Source organism: Amycolatopsis sp. VC5-11 (genome assembly GCF_037034185.1).
GTDB classification, from domain to species: domain Bacteria; phylum Actinomycetota; class Actinomycetes; order Mycobacteriales; family Pseudonocardiaceae; genus Amycolatopsis; species Amycolatopsis nivea.
On the sequence record NZ_JBAGKF010000001.1, the window covers coordinates 125,675 to 142,008 of the forward strand.

The following is a 16,334-nucleotide window of genomic DNA, read 5'->3' on the forward strand; positions in this document are numbered from 1 at the left end:
CGACAAAACTCGCGGCGACGCGGTCAGGAGCCCGCGTGCGCGGGTGCCGCGACCGGCAGCTCGACCACGATCGGGCCGGCGTTCTGGAAGGTGAAGGTGACCTTGATCGTCGCGCCCGGCCACAGCGGCTGCTTGAGGCCCGGCAGCACGACCTTGCCGGAGCCGAGCTGGCTCGCCGCGCCGCCGCTCTCGCCCGTCTGCGGCGCGTTGGACGCCGAGTTGGGAGCCGAGCTGCTCGGGGCGGAGCTGGGCGCGCCGCTGGCCGGCTGGTTCAGCTCGGAGGCGGGCGTGCTGTTCGCCGACTCCGACTGCGGCGGGGCGCCCTGCTCGACCGCGTCGGCCGGGCCGATCACGAGCGAGTGGCCGGCGACGATCGCCGTGTCCCCGGAGATCTGCGCGGGGCCGGAAGCGCCCTCGGAGGTCACCGAGACGAGCTTGTCGTCCTTCTGGCCCTGGTTGATCACGGTGAGCGTGAGCGGGGCGGGCGAACCGGCCGCGTAGCCGGGGCCCTGCGCCGGGTACTGCACCGCGGCGTTGCGTAGCACGATCGTCTTCACCTGGGCGTAGGTGCCGTTGACGGCGGGCTGCTGGGTGTCGGTCTGAGTGATCTGACCGGCTCCGCAACCGGCGAGCACGAGTGCGGCGCCGAGCGCCGACACGCCTGCGCCGAGCACGCGGCGATTCTGCAGCCTCACGTCAGAGTCCTTCCCTTTCACGGCCTCGTCCTTCCCGAAGACTAGCCGGGCGGTTCTCCGCGCGCGGAACCGGTGTGCGTTCCCGGCCGATCGACTGTCCACAAAGGATCCCACAGCGCCGGTCGGGGCGCTGTCGGCTCACCTGCATGAGCACGGCGAAAACCGGTTTGTCAAGCCCTGCTCAGGCCGCTGACCTGCGACGACGATCCCGGGCCGCTAGGTGGCCGCCGACGGGCCGTGATAGGATGGAGTTAGCGAAAGGGGCAGAGGACACATGGTTTTCAAGGTCGGAGAGACCGTCGTCTACCCGCACCACGGTGCCGCACTCATCGAAGCGATCGAGACCCGCGTGATCAAGGGCGAGGAAAAGAAGTACCTCGTCCTCAAAGTCGCGCAAGGGGATCTTACGGTTCGCGTGCCCGCGGACAACGCCGAGATCGTCGGCGTGCGCGATGTCGTCGGGCAAGAAGGACTGGACAAGGTCTTCGATGTTCTGCGTGCTCCGCACACCGAAGAGCCCACGAACTGGTCTCGTCGGTACAAGGCCAACCTGGAGAAGCTCGCCTCCGGCGATGTGAACAAGGTGGCCGAAGTGGTGCGCGACCTCTGGCGGCGAGAAAAGGACCGCGGACTTTCAGCCGGCGAGAAACGCATGCTGGCGAAAGCACGGCAAATCCTGGTCAGCGAGCTCGCGCTCGCGGAGGGCACCGACGAGGGCAAGGCGGAAACGCTCCTCGACGAGGTGCTAGAGACCGCGACGGTCTGACCCCGGGTCCTCCGGTTCGCCGCCGAGGCAACCGGTTCCCTACGATCACGACCTGATGAACCCACAGGTGCACAGCGTCGCGTTCGTGACTGTCGCGCACCGTCCGGCCGATCCTGAGTTCGCGCTCGCGGCGGTCGGCGGTGCAGCACTACTCACGCACACCGTGCGGGGGCTGCTCGGCACACCGGAAGTCGATCTGGTGGTCGCCGCAGCCCCCGAGCGGTGTGCGAAGTCGTTTTCCGAGGCATTGCGCGGCCTCGAATGCCGGGTCGTTCCCGGTTCCTCGCTCCGGCAGGCGTTCGCCGCCGTCGAGCCGCTGCTTGCCTCCGGCGCCGTCGTGCTGGTGCACGACGCGCTGCGGGCGTTCACTCCACAACGGACGGTCCAGCGCGTGCTGGCCGCGGTCCGGGACGGCGCGCCCGTCGCGGTTCCGGTGCTGCCGATGTCCGACACGGTGAAAACCACCGACGAATCCGGAATTGTCACCGCCACCGTCGATCGCGACGGTCTTCGCAGTGCGCAAACCCCGGTTGGTTTTTCCCTTTCCGCTTTCCGTTCCGCACTCGCCGATTCCGCTGACCCCGGTCTCGCCGACACCGCGGGCGCGGCCACCGTCCCCGGCGATCCGGACGCGATGCGCGTCGCGAGCGCCTTCGAACTCACCCTCGCCGAGGCGCTCGTCGCCGGCGGGGACCGGGAGGATCCCCTGTGACCGATCTGCGGGTAGGCAACGGCGTCGACGTCCATCCGGTCGAGCCGGGCCGCGAATGCTGGATGGCCGGTCTGCGGTGGCCGGGCGTCGACGGCTGCGCGGGCCACTCGGACGGCGACGTCGCGGCACACGCCCTGTGCGACGCCCTGCTGTCCGCGGCTGGCCTCGGCGATCTCGGGGCGGTATTCGGCACCGGCGATCCGCGGATGGACGGCGCGCACGGCACCGACATGCTCGTCGAGGTGCGTGCCCTGCTGCAGGCGGAAGGCTGGCAGGTCTCCAACGCGACCGTGCAGGTCATCGGCAACCACCCGCGGATCGGGAAGCGGCGCGACGAGGCGCAGCAGGTGCTGAGCGACGCGATCGGCGGACCGGTGAGCGTTTCCGGGACCACGTCGGACGGGCTCGGGCTCACTGGACGCGGCGAGGGCATCGCGGCGGTCGCGACCGCGCTGCTGATCCGCGGCTGAGTTAAATTCGCTCACCCGGAATCGTAATATTCCATTCTTCGCGATACCTGACCAGCGCTAACCACCCGGTGATCGGAAAACGATCTTCGCCGATCTCCGCTAACTTCTGCGCGGGTACCCGCGGCTCATTATAGTTATTCCGCGACGTTTGCGGCGGCAGGGAGCGGGGCCGCCCGGCCAAAGGGGGACGATGCCCGTCGATGCGCATCGATTGTCCGGAGTACGTTCGATCACCGGGAGGCTGGTCGAGGAACTGCTGTCCCGTCCGGGAGGGCAGAGCAGACCGCTGCCGATCGCGGTCGCGCTCGGCGTGCGCGGCGCGGGGAAGTCGGCGCTGCTGGAGGAATTGCGCACCCGGTGCGAGGACATCCCGCACGCGCTCGTCGATTTCGAGCGGCGCGACTGGGAGCAGATCCAGCCGCGGGAACTGCTGGGCCACTTGGCGTTTGATCTCGGTCGGCAATGGCGGCAATTCGGCCGTATCGCGTTTCCCCGGCTGTGGCTGTGCATGCTCGTGCTCAGCGCTCCGGTCGAACTCGGCGACCGCCGGGCCGCACTGCGCAAACTCCGGGATCTGATCGCGAAAAACCAGCCGCTGGAACGCAATCGCGACGCGATCGTGGACGTCGTGAAGCTCGTCGGCGGCGTCACGTCGGGCAACAGCCTTCCCGGTTGGAACGAGGCGACCGAACTGCTGCTGCGCGGGCTCAGCTGGTACGACCGGCGACGGCTGATGGGCAAGGTCAAGGCCATGCCGACCGGGCACGGCAACCACCAGGACTTCCTGATCGAAATCGCCAAGCACGCGCACGGCGACGACGAGGACCGGGCCGCGGTCGACGCGATCATCTGCGACGCCTTCCTCGCCGACCTGCGCCGCGCCTACTCCGGCATCTCCGGCACCCGCCGGACGATGAATTGCCTGGTATTGCTGGACAACGCGCACACGAAGGGCGGACAGGACTTCCTGCGCGCGCTCGCCGAGGCGCGCAGGCACACGCCGGACGAGGCCGATCCGCTGGTGGTGATCGCGACGAGCCGGACGTGGAATCCGGACTGGAGCGAAAGCTGGTCGATGGTCACCGCGCATCCGGGCAGCGACCGGGAGATCCGGCGCAACCCGGAGCACCGGACCAGCGGGCTCGACTGGCCGGTGCCGCGGCTGCCCGCGCACGTCGAAACCGATTGGATCCCCGGTCAGCCGGACAACCGCTGGTCCCCCTGGTACCTGCTGGAACTCGGCACGCTTTCCAGCGGCGACGTCGTCGATGTCGCCGCCGCGCACGACGTGCACCCGACGTCGCGGCTGCCGCGGTTCCTGTCCCGGCTCACCGACGGACACCCCGGCGCGGTGCGCGAGGTGCTGCAGTCGCTCGCCGCGCGCTACGAGCCGGGCAATCCGAACACGCTGCGGGAATCCTTGTACACCAAGGTAACCCTGGACGACGGCAGCGAGTCCACTTTGCTCGCGCAGATGTGCGACTACCTGCTGCAGGACTTTTCCACCGCGAGCCGCCAGGAACTCGTCACCGCGAGCGCCGCGGTCGACGTGGAAATGCTGTTCCACAAGGAAATTCTCGATCTGCGCAATCCGATGGGCGAGGGACCGCTGTTCAAGCAGCTCGCCGATCAGCTGTGGCTGCGCGCGGATCCGGACGACCCGTCGCGCTACGTCCTGCACCCGTGGCTGCGCCGGTTGCTGCTGCGGAAGCTGGCGACGCGCGCCGACGATCACCCGTTGAGCTGGGAAAAGGTGCACACGCGCTGCCGCGATTTCTACGAGAAGAACGGCCGCGTCGCCGCCGCTCGCTACCACGACCTGGCGCTCGAGAAGGTCGACGCGGTGGTGACGCATCTGTGCAAACCGCTCAGCGCGCCGCACGCCGAGTTCGACGTGCCGACCGCGGAAGCGTGGCTGGCCGAACTGGACACGATCACCGCCGCGCCCAACCGGCTGGTGGAGAACGCGGATCCCTACACCCAGGTGCAGCAGCGCGTCGGCGAGTGGGAAGGCGAACTGGAGACGACCGTGGCGTGGCTGGTCGTTTCGCTGTGGCTGGCGCGCGATCCGCTCGGCGATCCGGGCGGCACCCTCAACGCCACCATCGAAAGCGGATTCCACCATCTGGCCCAAGGCCGGGGACGAGGATCGATGCTGTTGCACGAGCGAGCGGAGCGCTACCGATGACGCAACGGATCAAACCGCCGCGGCCGGCGTGGGCGAAGTGGCTCTGGGGCGGCGGCGCGGTGCTGCTGGTCGTGGTCATCGTCGTCGCCGCGTTCGTCGTCGTCCCGGCGATCAGCGAGGCGAACCGCACGTGCGGCGCCGGCGTCGAGGAACGCGGTGAGAATTCCGAATGCATCGGCACGACTGACGGCGAATTCGTGTTTTCTCCCGACCTCGCTGATGTGGAAAACAGAATTCATCAGGAAAATACCGAAACCGTCGGTTCCGGGAAGCCGTACGTGACCATCGCGGTGCTCCTGCCGATGACGCTCACCGACCACGACATTCTTTCCCGCGAATGGGTGCGGCATCAGCTCGAAGGGGCGTATGTCGCCCAGCACCGGGCCAACAAAACGCAGTCGTGGGGCAGCGTGCCGCTCGTCCGGCTGCTGCTGGCCAACCCCGGCAGCCAGCTCAAACAGTGGGAGCCGGTGGTCGACGACCTGATCGGCCGGACCGGAGCCGACCGGATCGTGGGCGTGACCGGCATTGGGCTGAGCCTCGACACCGCGCGCAGCGCCATCCAGAAGCTGTCCGATCACCGCGTCCCGGTCGTCGCCTCGCACCTGGCCGCCGATGAGTTTTCGCAGATCCCCGGGTTCCTGCGGGTGTCCCCGACCAGCTCGACCTACGGCAGTTCGATGGCGGGCTACGTGAAGCCGACCGCACACACCGCGACCGTCGTGCAGGACCAGAACCCGGGCGACCTGTACCCGAAGACGCTGGCCACTGCCTTCACCAAGACGTTCGCCGACGCCACGCACCGGATCGTCGGGCGCACCGAGTCCTACGACTCCAGCCTGCCCGGGATCGAGAACACGTTCCTGCAGATGATGCCGAACATCTGCGGCGACAACCCGGACGTCGTGTACTTCGCCGGCCGCGAGGACCACCTGAAGTCGTTCGTCGCGCAGCTCGCCCAGCGGCCCTGCCTCGAGAAACACCTCACCGTGCTGACCGGCGACCTCGCCCAGGTCGGCCCGCCCGGCCCGGAGATGCGCCGCGGCCTCCAGGCGAACGTCACCGTGCTCGCGCCGGGGCTCGCGCATCCGCAGGCCTGGCGCGACCATCCGGAGTCGTTCAACAAGGCGGCCGTCGCGAGCTTCGAGGAACCCGGATGCTCCGGTTGCTTCACCGCGGTCTTCCCGAGGGAACGGCTGGACGACGGCATCGCGATCCTGGCGCACGACGCGGTGCTGACCGTGATCTGGGCCATCCGCGGCATCCCGCGGGTGTCTCCGGAGCAGGTCACCGCGCAGGACGTGCTGCAGGCGAGGAACCGGCTGCACGGGCAGTCCGCGGTCCCGGGAGCGAGCGGCATGATCTCGTTCGACGACCGCGGCGACCCGGTGAACAAGGCGGTGCCGATCTTGCGCGTCCGGCTCGACGCGACGCCGGAGTTCGTGGAGCTTTACGTCCCGGCGGCGTGAGCCGGGCACCACAAACGGGCGGCGGCGCACCCGGATCGCCCGATAGGGTTGGTGCGTGGCCATCAACGCGGTGTTGTTCGACTTCTCCGGCACTCTTTTCCGGCTTGAGCAGCAGGACGGCTGGCTCGAGGACGTGCGCGACGACGACGGCGAGGCGCTCGACGTCGAAGCGCAGACCGAGCTGATGCGGCGGATGACCGCGCCGGTCGAGCAGTCCGTCGAACTCGACGAGGAGCACCTGTACGCCTGGCACAACCGCGACCGCGACCCGGAGCTGCACCGGAAGGTGTACCTCGAGGTGCTGCGGCTGTCCGGCGTGCCCCGGCGCGACCAGGCCGAGGCGCTGTACGCCCAGCTCATCGCCCCGGACCAGTGGACGCCGTACCCGGACACCGAGGCCGCGCTCAAGGCGGTCGCGAGCAGCGGGCGCAAGGCGGGCGTGCTGAGCAACATCGCGTTCGACATCCGGCCCGCGTTCGGCCAGCGCGGCTGGGACGCGCACGTCGCCGAGTTCACCCTGTCCTTCGAGGTCGGAGCGGTGAAGCCGGAGCCGGAGATCTTCCAGTCGGCGATCGAGCGGCTCGGCGTGCGCGCCGAGGAGACGCTGATGGTCGGCGACAGCGAGGAGGCCGACGGCGGCGCCCGTGCGCTGGGCTGCCGGTTCGCCCTGGTCGACCCGCTGCCCACGGCGCAGCGGCCGGACGCGCTGCTGGGCGTGCTGCGGGAGCACGGCGTGCTCTGACGTCCTGCGACGTCTCCCACAGTGCCCCCGGTACCCTTTACCTCGTGGCTTTGCACCTGTACGACACCGCGACCCGTGCCCCCCGGGAGTTCTCTCCCGTCCGCAGCGGAACGGCGTCGATCTACGTGTGTGGGGCCACCGTGCAGGGAGTACCGCATATCGGGCACGTCCGCGGCATGCTGAACTACGACGTGCTCCGCCGCTGGCTGCTCCACAGTGGACTGGACGTGCTGCTGGTCCGCAACGTCACCGACATCGACGACAAGATCCTCGCCAAGGCCGCCGACGCCGGACGGCCGTGGTGGGAATGGGCGGCGACGCACGAGCGGGCGTTCGAGAAGGCGTACGAGGATCTCGGCTGCCTTCCGCCGTCGGTCACGCCGCGCGCGACCGGGCACGTCACGCAGATGGTCCAGCTGATGGAGCGGCTGATCGAAGCCGGGCACGCGTACGCCGTCGACGGCGACGTGTACTTCTCGGTGAAGTCGTTCCCCGAGTACGGCACGCTGTCGGGACAGCAGCTCGACGAGGTCCAGCAGGGCGAGACGCCGACCCGCGGCAAGCGTGATTCGCGCGACTTCACGCTGTGGAAGAGCGCGAAGCCGGGCGAGCCGTCGTGGCCGACGCCGTGGGGCGAGGGGCGTCCCGGCTGGCACCTGGAGTGCTCGGCGATGGCGACCAACTACCTCGGCGCCGAGTTCGACATCCACGGCGGCGGCGTCGACCTGGTGTTCCCGCACCACGAGAACGAACGCGCGCAGTCGAACGCGGCGGGCGACGGGTTCGCCCGCTACTGGCTGCACAACGCGTGGGTGACCATGTCCGGCGAGAAGATGTCGAAGTCGCTGGGCAACACGGTCGCGATCCCGGCGATGCTGGAGCGCTACCGCGCACCCGAACTGCGCTACTACCTGGTGCAGCCGCACTACCGGTCCACCGTCGAGTACTCCGAAGGCGCGGTGACCGAAGCCGCGCAGGGTTACAAGCGGATCGAAGCGTTCCTGCGCCGGGCGGAGTCGGCCGGTTCGGTGGACGTCGGCCCGGTCTCCCCGGAATTCGCCGCGGCGATGGACGACGACCTGGCGACGCCCGCCGCGTTCGCCGTGGTGCACAACACGGTCCGTGACGGTAACGCCGCCCTCGACGGAGGCGACACCACGAAGGCACTCGAATTGGCCGGCACGGTCCGCGGGATGACCGCCGTGCTCGGCATCGACCCGCTGTCGCCGGACTGGGCGGACGGCGGCTCGGACACTCCCGTCCGCGACGCGCTGGGCACGCTCGTGGAAGCCCTGCTGGCCGAACGCCAGGAGGCCCGTGCGGCGAAGGACTTCGCCCGCGCGGACGCCGCCCGCGACCGTCTCGTGGCGGCGGGGATCGCGGTGGAAGACACCCCGAACGGTCCGCAATGGACGGTCAGGAACTCCTGACCTCCTCGCGGCAGCAGAGATTGAGGATTCATGGCAGGCAACTCACAGCGCAAAGGTGCCATCCGCAAGACCGGCACCAAGAAGGGCGCCGTCGTCGGTTCGGGCGGCCAGCGGCGCAAGGCGCTCGAGGGCAAGGGCCCGACGCCGAGGGCTGAGGACCGGCCCGGGCACAAGGCGTACCGCGCTGCCAACGCCGCCAATAAGCGCGACCAGGCCCGGCAGAAGAAGGCCGACCGCCCGGAGCTGATCGCCGGCCGCAACCCGGTCGTCGAGGCGCTGCGCGCGGACGTGCCGGGCACGGCGCTGTACGTCGCGCTCAACATCGACATCGACGACCGGGTCAACGAGGCCGTCCGGCTGGCCGGCGACAAGGGCATCTCCATTCTGGAGATCCCGCGCGAGGAACTGGACCGCAAGACCAACCGGGCCATGCACCAGGGCCTCGGCCTGCAGGTGCCGCCGTTCGAGTACGCACACCCGGACGACCTGATGGAGGCTGCGCGCGACTCGGGCAACACCCCGCTGTTCGTCGCGCTCGACGGCGTCACCGACCCGCGCAACCTCGGCGCGGTGATCCGTTCCGCCGCGGCGTTCGGCGCGCAGGGCGTGCTGCTGCCGGAACGCCGCAGCGCCGGAATGACCGCGGTCGCGTGGCGCACGAGTGCTGGTACCGCGGCGAAGCTGCCGATCGCGGTCGCCACGAACCTCACGCGCCAGCTGCGCTCGTGGGCTTCGAAGGGCCTGATGATCGTCGGTCTCGACGCCGACGGCACAGTCGACATCGACGCCCTCGAACTGGCCGCGGACCCGCTGGTCGTCGTCCTGGGCTCGGAAGGCCGCGGCCTGTCCCGGCTGGTCCGCGAAACCTGCGACGCGACCGTCTCGATCCCGATGGCGGCCGGCGTGGAATCGCTGAACGCCTCGGTCGCCGCCGGGGTGCTGCTGGCCGAGGTCGCCCGCCGTCGCCGGATCGCCGGACGCGTCTGAGTTTTTTCGCTGGAATCGTCGGACTGTTATCGTCGATAACATGCCCGACGACGCCCGCGCCCGCATCATCACGGCCGCACTGGGCCTGCTGACCAGCGACGGCCCGGACGCGGTGTCGACCCGTGCCGTGAGCTCGGCGGCAGGCGTCCAGCCTCCGACGATTTATCGACTGTTCGGCGACAAGGACGGCCTGCTCGACGCCATCACCGTCCAGGGCTACGAGGATTACCTGGAGGCGAAAACCGCCGAGCCGCCCGCCGAGGACCCACTGGACGACCTGCGGCGGGGCTGGGATCAGCACCTGGAGTTCGGTCTGGCCAACCCCGCGCTGTACCGGCTGATGACCACCCGGTCCGGTCGTTCGCCCGCGCTGGAGAAGTCCCTGGAGATCCTCGCGACGCGCGTCAGCCGCATCGCTTCAGCCGGACGACTCCGGGTGTCGGAACCACTTGCGGCGGCCTTGATCCACGCCGCCGGCTCGGGGGCGACGTTGAGCCTGATCTCGACGCCTGCGGATTCTCGCGACCTCGCGGTATCGGCCGCAGCCCGGGAAGCGGTGATCGCAGCGATCACCACGGACCGGCCGGTGTCCCGTGCACCTGGCCCGGCTGCCGCGGCTACGGCTTTGCGGGCGGTGTTGCCGCAGGTGTCGGGGTTGAGTGCGGCGGAGAAGGCGTTGATGGGTGAGTGGTTGGACCGGATCACCGACTGAGCCTGGACGCTTCGCTAGCGCGGCTCTCTTGGGCTGCTTCCGCTCTCGGTGGTCGCGCATCTTCACGGCCAGCGCTCGTCCGCTCCGGGGCCCCGGCTGCCGTCGCGCTGCCGTGTCGTGGGTCCATCACCTTCGCGCTCCGCGCCGCCCCAACCGCCGCCCGCGCACTGCCATCGCGCGCCCATCAACATCCCGCTCCGCCGCCCCCACATCGCACGCTCACCACTCTCGCGACCGCGCACCAATCACCGCCCCGCGCACTGCCCGCGCGCCCACGGCCCCGCGTTACCCCGTCGCACGCCCACCGCTCTCCCGCACCAACCCCACCCCGCCCTGCCCTCTCGCGCACCCACCGCCCTTCCACCCAGCCGCCCCCGGCCTACCGCCCGCCCCATGACACTCCCGCCCCAGCCGCGACGCAGCTCCACCACCCGCCCACTTCCCCGTCGCGAAGGGCGAAATCCCCCCAAATCCGTCACCCTCGGTGATTCGTGCTGTGATCCGTCGGGCATCGCCCCGCGAAGCCACCCGCTCGGGCTAAGGTCTCCTCCGGAACCGAGGGGGTCCGTCACCGATGTCGTTCGTTTCGCCGCTGTTCTTGTGGTACTTCATGCCCGCGGTGCTGATCGCGGTCCTGGTGTGCCCGCGCAGTTGGCGCAACGGCATCGTCGCGGTCGCGAGCCTGCTGTTCTACACGATCGGCGCCGGCCCGTACCTGTTCCTGCTGCTGCTCTGCATGGCCGTGAACTTCCTGGCCGGACCCGCGCTGGAGCCGAGCCCGTGGGACGTCCGCGGCACGCGCCGGAAGCGGATCCTGATCGGCGTCATCACGCTCGACGTCCTCGTGCTCGTCATCTGGAAGTACGCCGGTTTCGCGACGCAGCAGATCGCCGCCGTCGCGCACTGGTTCGGCGGCGACCTGGGCGTCGCGAACATCGTGGTGCCGATCGGCATTTCCTTCTACACCTTCCACCACATCTCGTACGTGGTGGACATCTACCGCGGCGAGCGGCACGCGCTGCGCAACCCGGTGTCGTTCGCCGCGTACATCGCGATGTTCCCGCAGTTGGTGGCGGGTCCCATCGTGCGCTACCGGGAGATCGCCGACCAGCTTCCGCAACGGCGTTCGCACCGGCTGGACGACATCGCCGCGGGTTTCCCGAGGTTCGCGCTGGGCCTGTGCAAGAAGTCGATCATCGCCGACTCGCTCAGCCCGATGGTCGAAGCCTGCTTCTCGACCCCCGCGAACCAGATGACCTTCACGACGGCCTGGCTCGGCGCGATCGGCTACACCCTGCAGCTGTTCTTCGACTTCTCGGGTTACTCGGACATGGCGATCGGCCTCGGCCGCATGCTCGGCTTCCGGTTGCCGGAAAACTTCGCGCGCCCGTACTCGTCGGTGACGATCACGGAGTTCTGGCGCCGCTGGCACATGTCGCTGTCCCGCTGGTTCCGCGACTACGTCTACATCCCGCTGGGCGGCAACCGTTCGGGCGCCGGAAAGACGTACCGGAACCTGTCGATCGTCTTCGTGCTGACCGGTTTCTGGCACGGCGCGCAATGGACGTTCCTGATCTGGGGCTGCTACCACGGCGCACTTCTGGTCATCGAACGCCGCTTCCACCTCGGCGACGCTCCCGCCAGCCCGGTCGCCCGCATCGCCCGCCGAGTGCTGACCCTGATCCTGGTCGTGTTCGGCTGGGTCTTCTTCCGCTCAGCCGATCTGGGCCACGCGCTGTCGATGATCGGCCACATGCTGATCCCGGATTTCGGCGGCCTCGGCGACGTCGTGGAAAGCGCGCTGACGAACCAGCGGCTGGTGATCCTGCTGCTGGCACTGATCGTGTTCATCCTCCCGGCGCATCCGGTGACCGGCCCGCTGCTGGAATCGTCCCGAAGCCGCGGAGCGACCGCACTGCGCATCGGGGTCATGACGGTGGGCCTGGTTTACGCGGCGATCTTGGTGGCTACGGGGACGTTCAGCCCGTTCCTGTACTACCAGTTCTGATCGCGGAGCCGCTTTATTCCGGTTGACGTCCCGGACAGGTGAACGTCAGGCTTCCCGCATGAGGTCGGCAGCCAGCAACGGCGGGGAGCGGTTTCGCGACCAACAGCTGTGGATAGGGGATTTCACCGCTGACGAGGTGCTGGTTCGTTGCCCCCGTTGTGAGCGCTGCGCGAAAGTCGTCGTGGTACCAGGCGCGCCGCCGACTGAGAGGATCCTGTTCGCCCCGAGACGGCTAGTGTGCGGCCGTTGCGGTCACACTCAGGACGCGCGAAACTCCGTTCAGCTCGCGCCGGCTCCGCTGGGGAACGCGCGCGATCCTTTCCTGCAGCACCCGTTGTGGCTGCAAGCCGACTTCGACGGACATGTGCTGTGGGCCTACAACGAACGACACCTGGACTACCTCGAAGCCTATGTCGCCGCTCGGATTCGGGAGCAGCAGTTGCCCGCGGACGGCGGGGGTCTACGCCTCATGACGATGCTCGCCGCGCTTCCGACCTGGCTGAAAGCCGCGAAGAACCGCGAACGGATCCTGCGCCGAATCGGCCGGATGCGCGCGACTCTCCGGCCTTCGGCACCCGACGACCGATCCGTCGAGGGTAAGCTTCGCTCATCGCCCTGACGGAAGGCCCGGACCGATGACTGACCCGACCGAGCCGCCAGACCTGTCGTCCACCCCGAATGTCATCCCGTACGTCGACCCGCACGACGGTCCGCGGCGATTGCTCATGATCGACATTTCCACGCACATCTTCCACGCCGGTGCGTACATCCCGATCGCGGGAATCGACGGCCGCCAGTACGTCGTTTCCTGGGGCACCGTGTCGTTCGAGATTCCCGCTGACCGCAACGTCCACGTCAGCGTGCACCTGCAGAGCAACGGCGGGGCCGGGTACACGCCGTCGCCGTTCGCGTCGATCATTTTGTACCCGAATCCGTTGCCGCAACGCCTGTCGACCCAGTTCGTACGAGCGGGCATGGGAGCGCTCGTACCGCTGCCGTAAGCCGCGCCCTAGCTGGTCATCGCTGGCCGTATCCCTTGAGCTTTTCCACCACGTGCTCGATTTCCGCTGGCGGCAACAGAGCCGGAGTACCGGCGGATCGAGCCGTCAGCCACACCTGGCAGACCCATTCCAGTTGCTGCGCCCGGCTGTACGCACTCCCCAGCGAGTCGCCATAGGTGATCGTGCCGTGGTTGGCCAGGAGGCAGCCTCGGCGGTCGTCCAGGGCTTGCAGCATCGCGTCGGCAAGCTCGGTGGTGCCGTAGGTCGCGTACGGCGCTACGCGAGCCGTCGGGCCGATCGCCGCGAGCATGTAGTGGATCGGCGGGACTTCAGTGACCAAAGTGGACACTGCGGTGGCGTGCATCGAATGCGTGTGCACGACCGCGTTCACCGGGGCGGATTCCGGGTCGGTGGCGCGGGTGTACACGGCCAGGTGCATCGGGAGTTCGCTCGTCGGCTTCAGCGCACCGTCGGCGATCTTGCCGTCGAGGTCCACCACGGGAATGTCGGCGGGAGTGAGGGCGGCGTAGTCAACGCCGGTCGGGGTTACCGCGACCAGGTCGCCCGCCCGCGCCGACACGTTGCCTGAGGTGCCGACGACCAAGCCGTCCGCAGTCAGGCGGCGGGCGTACTCGCAGACCGCGGCACGCTCGTTCTCCAGGATCATTCACAGCCTCCACAGTCCGCGCGCGGCAGACAGGGAAGCCTGGTAGTCGGCGTAACCGCGCTCGTAGTCAGCCACATTCTCGGGCCGGGCCTCGACCGTTCGCGCGTGCGCGGCCCAGCGATCCCGATCGTACGGCGTTCCGAGCGCGTCCGCGGCGGTGAGCACGGCACCGCGCGCGCCGACGCCGGGATCGCTCGGGATCACGACCGGACGGCCGAGTACATCAGCGAAGATCTGCAGCCATTCGGGCGAACGGACTCCTCCGCCGCAGGCGTAGAGCTGTCCCGACAGCCCGGCGGCGTCGAAGCAATGCCTTGCGGCGTAAGCGATCGACTCGCACAGCGCCCGGACCAGGTCGGCCCGGCCGGTTTCGAGGCTCAGCCCGGAGAACTGTGCGCGTGCTCCGGCGTCGACGAACGGCGCGCGTTCCCCCGATACCGAAAGGAACGGCAATGCGCGCACCCCGCGAGCGCCCGGCTTGCTGTTCGCCAGCAACGGGTCGATTTCCTCGACGCTGATGCCCAGCAACTGGCAAGCCCAATCGATGCCTGCCGTACCGACCATCGCGGGCATCGCGTGCAGGTACTCGTGCTCGTCCGGCGTGCACAGGAACATGCCCGCGGGTTCCGCTTCGGGATCGAACGTCGGGTCGGAGGTGAGTACCTGACAGGCGAGCGTGGTCCCGGCGGTGAGGATGCCGTCACCCGGCTTCCGTACGCCAGCACCGATCGCGCTGGCTGGCAGATCGAACGGCCCTGCGGTGACTGGCAATCCGACCGGCAACCCGAGCAGTGCGGCACCGCGCCGGTCGAGCCGGAACACCGACTTCGCCGGAGCTGGTTTCGCGAACAACGACCGGCGATGTCCCAGCCCGCAGGCCTCGATCGCACCGTCGTCGTAGCTGCGGGTGGCCGGGTTCAGGAACGGCAGCGACGCGTCCGAAACGTCGACTGTGATCTCGCCGGTGAGCCGCTGCAACACCGCGTCCACGCAGTATCCGGCCACGGCGGCACGGTCGAGCACCTCGGGTTCATGGGTGTCCAAATAGGACATGATGGCCGCGGTGCAGCCGGGGAACATGCCGGAACCGGTGCGCCGGAAGACTTCCGCGGTCACGCCGTCGGCCTGCCATTTCGCGAGCACCGTGTTCGCCCGGCCGTCGAGCCACGAGATGGCCGGGTGCACCGCGGCGCCTGCTTCGTCGCGGAGCCAGAGCCCGTCGCCCTGTCCGGTCAAGGCCAGCGCGGACACCGGCTCGGGCAGCGCGGCCGCGACCTCGCGCACCACCTTCACGACCGTGCCGACGACCTGGTCGAGATCCTGCTCGACCCGGCCGCCCGACAGGTGGTGCACCTCGGACGGCGTGCACGCGCTCGCGATGGAGCTGCCGTCCTCGTCGAACACCACGGCTTTGGTGAGCGACGTCCCGATGTCGACCCCGACAATCACGGCCGCCGCTCCAGTACCTCGGGATTCGCGAGGTTGGCCAGCTGCTCGCCGCGGGCGTACCGGCCGACTTCCGCGGCGACGATCGCTGCCGCTCGCTCGGCGGTCTGCCTGCTCGCGCCGGCGAGATGCGGAGTCGCGATGACGTTGGGCGCGTCGCGTAGCGCCCAGTCCGCCGGCGGCGGTTCGACGTCGTAAACGTCGAGGGCGAGCGCTCCGAGCCGTCCGGAACGCAGGGCGTTGGGCAGCGGCGCGTAGTCGAGCAGGCCACCGCGAGCGGTGTTCACGAGGACCGCGCCCTCCGGCAGGAGAGCGAGTTTGCTCGCGTCGATCAGGTGCCGGGTTTCCTCGGTGAGCCGCGCATGAAGGCTCACGACTCGGCTCTGCCGGAGCAGCTCGTCAAGCTCGACGAGCTGCGCGCCGTCGGCTGCTACCGCGGCACGGTCGGCATAGGGGTCGGCTACCAGGACGTTCGCCCCGAACGCGACGAGCACCTTGGTGACCCGGGACCCGATCGCGCCGTACCCGACGAGCCCGACCGTGGTGCCGCCCAGCTCGAGTCCGGCCTGGTCGTAGGCGTAGTAGTCGCCGCGCCAGGTGCCGGCGAGCAGTTCGGCCGACGAGGTCGAGATCCGCCGCATCGCGGCGAGGATCATGCCGACCGCGAACTCGGCCGCCGCGCCCGCGTTGCGTCCCGGCGCGTACGTGACGGCGACTCCGGCCTCGGTGGCGGCGACGAGGTCGACGTTCACCGGCCCGCCGCGGCACACCGAAACGAGCTTGAGCTCCGGCGCGGCGGCGAAGACCTTCTTGGTGAACGGGGCCATCTGCGTGACGGCGGCCTCGGCACCGGCGAGTGCCTCGATCACCTGGTCCTCGGTACCGCTCGCCTCCAGCACGTTGCCGACCGGCCCGAACGGCTCGACCGGCCACGGCAGCGTCAGCTCGGCGACCTCGTGGCCGCCGCCGAGTTCCGCGCGGACGGCTCCGGCCAGCAGGCCGGGGCTGACGAAGTGGTCTCCCGCAGCGAGAATGTGCAAC

Annotated in this window: 16 protein-coding genes; 12 read left to right on the plus strand and 4 right to left on the minus strand. The window is 69.2% G+C overall.

Going from position 1 to position 16,334, the window contains the following annotated elements; all coding sequences use genetic code 11:
* Positions 1-23: 23 nt before the first annotated feature.
* Positions 24-695, minus strand: a complete 672-nt coding sequence (locus WA670_RS00720) for a hypothetical protein (protein ID WP_037808136.1) — start codon at positions 693-695, stop codon at positions 24-26.
* A 274-nt stretch (positions 696-969) separates the two neighbouring features.
* Here WA670_RS00720 and WA670_RS00725 point away from each other — a divergent pair, with 274 nt between their 5' ends.
* The 12 genes from WA670_RS00725 (at position 970) to WA670_RS00780 (ending at position 13,180) form a co-directional block, all read left to right on the plus strand.
* Entirely contained in the window at positions 970-1,461 is a 492-nt protein-coding gene (locus WA670_RS00725; RefSeq protein ID WP_009084200.1) for a CarD family transcriptional regulator, read from the plus strand.
* 67 nt (positions 1,462-1,528) lie between these two features.
* A complete protein-coding gene (locus WA670_RS00730) occupies positions 1,529-2,173 on the plus strand; it encodes an IspD/TarI family cytidylyltransferase (RefSeq protein WP_167754089.1) in 645 nt (214 codons plus the stop codon).
* 5 nt (positions 2,174-2,178) lie between these two features.
* Positions 2,179-2,643 carry a 2-C-methyl-D-erythritol 2,4-cyclodiphosphate synthase gene (gene ispF / locus WA670_RS00735; protein ID WP_134728542.1) on the plus strand — a complete coding sequence of 155 codons (465 nt, stop codon included), beginning with the start codon at positions 2,179-2,181 and terminating at the stop codon, positions 2,641-2,643.
* 190 nt (positions 2,644-2,833) lie between these two features.
* Complete coding sequence (locus WA670_RS00740) at positions 2,834-4,831, plus strand: hypothetical protein (RefSeq protein ID WP_336156672.1); 1,998 nt, start codon at positions 2,834-2,836, stop codon at positions 4,829-4,831.
* A complete protein-coding gene (locus WA670_RS00745) occupies positions 4,828-6,300 on the plus strand; it encodes a hypothetical protein (protein WP_336156673.1) in 1,473 nt (490 codons plus the stop codon). The genes WA670_RS00740 and WA670_RS00745 overlap by 4 nt, the downstream gene beginning before the upstream one ends.
* Positions 6,301-6,355: 55 nt before the next feature.
* A complete protein-coding gene (locus WA670_RS00750; protein WP_043827186.1) occupies positions 6,356-7,042 on the plus strand; it encodes an HAD family hydrolase in 687 nt (228 codons plus the stop codon).
* 44 nt (positions 7,043-7,086) lie between these two features.
* Entirely contained in the window at positions 7,087-8,472 is a 1,386-nt protein-coding gene (cysS, locus tag WA670_RS00755) for a cysteine--tRNA ligase (RefSeq protein WP_336156674.1), read from the plus strand.
* 30 nt (positions 8,473-8,502) lie between these two features.
* Positions 8,503-9,459 carry a 23S rRNA (guanosine(2251)-2'-O)-methyltransferase RlmB gene (gene rlmB / locus WA670_RS00760; RefSeq protein WP_336156675.1) on the plus strand — a complete coding sequence of 319 codons (957 nt, stop codon included), beginning with the start codon at positions 8,503-8,505 and terminating at the stop codon, positions 9,457-9,459.
* Between the two features lie 40 nt (positions 9,460-9,499).
* Complete coding sequence (locus tag WA670_RS00765) at positions 9,500-10,171, plus strand: TetR/AcrR family transcriptional regulator (RefSeq protein WP_336156676.1); 672 nt, start codon at positions 9,500-9,502, stop codon at positions 10,169-10,171.
* 574 nt (positions 10,172-10,745) lie between these two features.
* Positions 10,746-12,179, plus strand: a complete 1,434-nt coding sequence (locus WA670_RS00770) for an MBOAT family O-acyltransferase (RefSeq protein ID WP_037808156.1) — start codon at positions 10,746-10,748, stop codon at positions 12,177-12,179.
* Between the two features lie 58 nt (positions 12,180-12,237).
* The gene (locus WA670_RS00775; protein ID WP_336156677.1) at positions 12,238-12,798 is read left to right on the plus strand and encodes a TFIIB-type zinc ribbon-containing protein; all 561 of its coding nucleotides are present in this window, start codon (positions 12,238-12,240) and stop codon (positions 12,796-12,798) included.
* Positions 12,799-12,814: 16 nt separating this feature from the next.
* Positions 12,815-13,180: a hypothetical protein gene (locus WA670_RS00780; RefSeq protein WP_037808158.1), complete on the plus strand. Its 366-nt coding sequence runs from the start codon at positions 12,815-12,817 to the stop codon at positions 13,178-13,180.
* A 16-nt stretch (positions 13,181-13,196) separates the two neighbouring features.
* On the opposite strand, the gene WA670_RS00785 is transcribed toward WA670_RS00780, so the two are convergent.
* From WA670_RS00785 to WA670_RS00795, 3 genes are read right to left on the minus strand one after another with little or no spacing between them, the layout of a single operon-like run.
* Positions 13,197-13,847, minus strand: a complete 651-nt coding sequence (locus WA670_RS00785) for a class II aldolase/adducin family protein (protein WP_336156678.1) — start codon at positions 13,845-13,847, stop codon at positions 13,197-13,199.
* Entirely contained in the window at positions 13,848-15,296 is a 1,449-nt protein-coding gene (locus WA670_RS00790; RefSeq protein ID WP_336156679.1) for an FGGY-family carbohydrate kinase, read from the minus strand.
* Positions 15,293-16,333, minus strand: coding sequence for a 2-hydroxyacid dehydrogenase (locus tag WA670_RS00795; RefSeq protein ID WP_336156680.1), 1,041 nt, complete (start codon positions 16,331-16,333; stop codon positions 15,293-15,295). Before WA670_RS00795 ends, WA670_RS00790 begins: the two co-directional genes overlap by 4 nt.
* Between the last annotated feature and the right edge of the window lies 1 nt (position 16,334).

What these genes read in the sequence shown, in the direction of transcription:
- WA670_RS00725 (WP_009084200.1), top strand. Translation starts at nt 970, where the DNA reads ATGGTTTTCAAGGTCGGAGAGACCGTCGTCTACCCGCACCACGGTGCC.
- WA670_RS00740 (WP_336156672.1), top strand. Translation starts at nt 2,834, where the DNA reads ATGCCCGTCGATGCGCATCGATTGTCCGGAGTACGTTCGATCACCGGG.
- WA670_RS00745 (WP_336156673.1), top strand. Translation starts at nt 4,828, where the DNA reads ATGACGCAACGGATCAAACCGCCGCGGCCGGCGTGGGCGAAGTGGCTC.
- rlmB (WP_336156675.1), top strand. Translation starts at nt 8,503, where the DNA reads ATGGCAGGCAACTCACAGCGCAAAGGTGCCATCCGCAAGACCGGCACC.
- WA670_RS00765 (WP_336156676.1), top strand. Translation starts at nt 9,500, where the DNA reads ATGCCCGACGACGCCCGCGCCCGCATCATCACGGCCGCACTGGGCCTG.
- WA670_RS00770 (WP_037808156.1), top strand. Translation starts at nt 10,746, where the DNA reads ATGTCGTTCGTTTCGCCGCTGTTCTTGTGGTACTTCATGCCCGCGGTG.
- WA670_RS00775 (WP_336156677.1), top strand. Translation starts at nt 12,238, where the DNA reads ATGAGGTCGGCAGCCAGCAACGGCGGGGAGCGGTTTCGCGACCAACAG.
- WA670_RS00780 (WP_037808158.1), top strand. Translation starts at nt 12,815, where the DNA reads ATGACTGACCCGACCGAGCCGCCAGACCTGTCGTCCACCCCGAATGTC.
- WA670_RS00785 (WP_336156678.1), bottom strand. Translation starts at nt 13,847, where the DNA reads ATGATCCTGGAGAACGAGCGTGCCGCGGTCTGCGAGTACGCCCGCCGC.